Here is an 869-nt window from a genome sequence, read left to right on the forward strand (position 1 = left end):
TTGCGATCGCAGCGTTCTATCCCGATATCACCCTGACAGGGCAGATGGGCACGCAGACCCTGTCAGCGGCGAATTTCTTTTCTCTTCCTTCGCGTCAGTTTGCGACGGGTCCGACATTATCGGTTCCTCTTTTCGAAGGGGGACGTCTGCGCGGTACGCTGGCCTTGCGCAAGGCTGAACAGAAGGATGCGGCGCTCGCTTTTCACCAGACCGTCACCACGGCCTGGAACGAAGTCGATAATGCGCTCACTGCTTACGCCCAGTCCCAGAAGCGCCTCGAGCAGACGCGGGTCGCCTGGGAAGAAAGTCGCAAGGCAGTCGGTATTGCACGGGAACAGTACCGCGAGGGTGCCGTGGACTTCCTCCAGGTTGATAACGCTGAGAGCGCCGCATTGGCGGCAGAGGCAACCTATTCGGCTAATCGTATCCAGATTGCGACGGCGTTCGTCTCTCTCTACCGCGCCTTGGGTGGAGGCTGGGAGTATCCTGCACTGATGGAACATAATTCCTCAAAATCAGGATGATGCGGCAGATATCTTATCTTGATGTCAAGATACACTGGAGCGACTGACCTCGGGCGTTTGCTCACAGATTTTATGAGATCTTTCGCGTAGTATACTGTTTTTGCAGTATTTTATATACCCTATGAGCGAATGCACCGTTCCGGTATCGAAGACCGTGCCCTGCCCGGAGATGAGGCAAGCGGCGAAGCCAATCGGTAGCCGAACGAGGCTTCGCCTGAGGATTTTCCGCTCCACCTCCTGGTGCATCGAATATCGCGCTCGGACTGGTTGCGGAGATGAAGACTATCGAATAGAATCATAGAGATGGACGAGAGAGTTCATGTGGTGTCATAAGGCAGCATGATT

1 protein-coding gene is annotated in these 869 nt (G+C 54.8%); it reads left to right on the forward strand.

All coding sequences use genetic code 11. The features are described from left to right. Positions 1–524, forward strand: a 524-nt coding sequence (locus tag C0V97_RS17250) for a TolC family protein (RefSeq protein ID WP_158625469.1), incomplete at its 5' end; no start/stop codon positions are given. Between the last annotated feature and the right edge of the window lie 345 nt (positions 525–869).

The sequence above is a fragment of the Asaia sp. W19 genome, from assembly GCF_003994335.1.
Classification (GTDB): Bacteria; Pseudomonadota; Alphaproteobacteria; order Acetobacterales; family Acetobacteraceae; genus Asaia.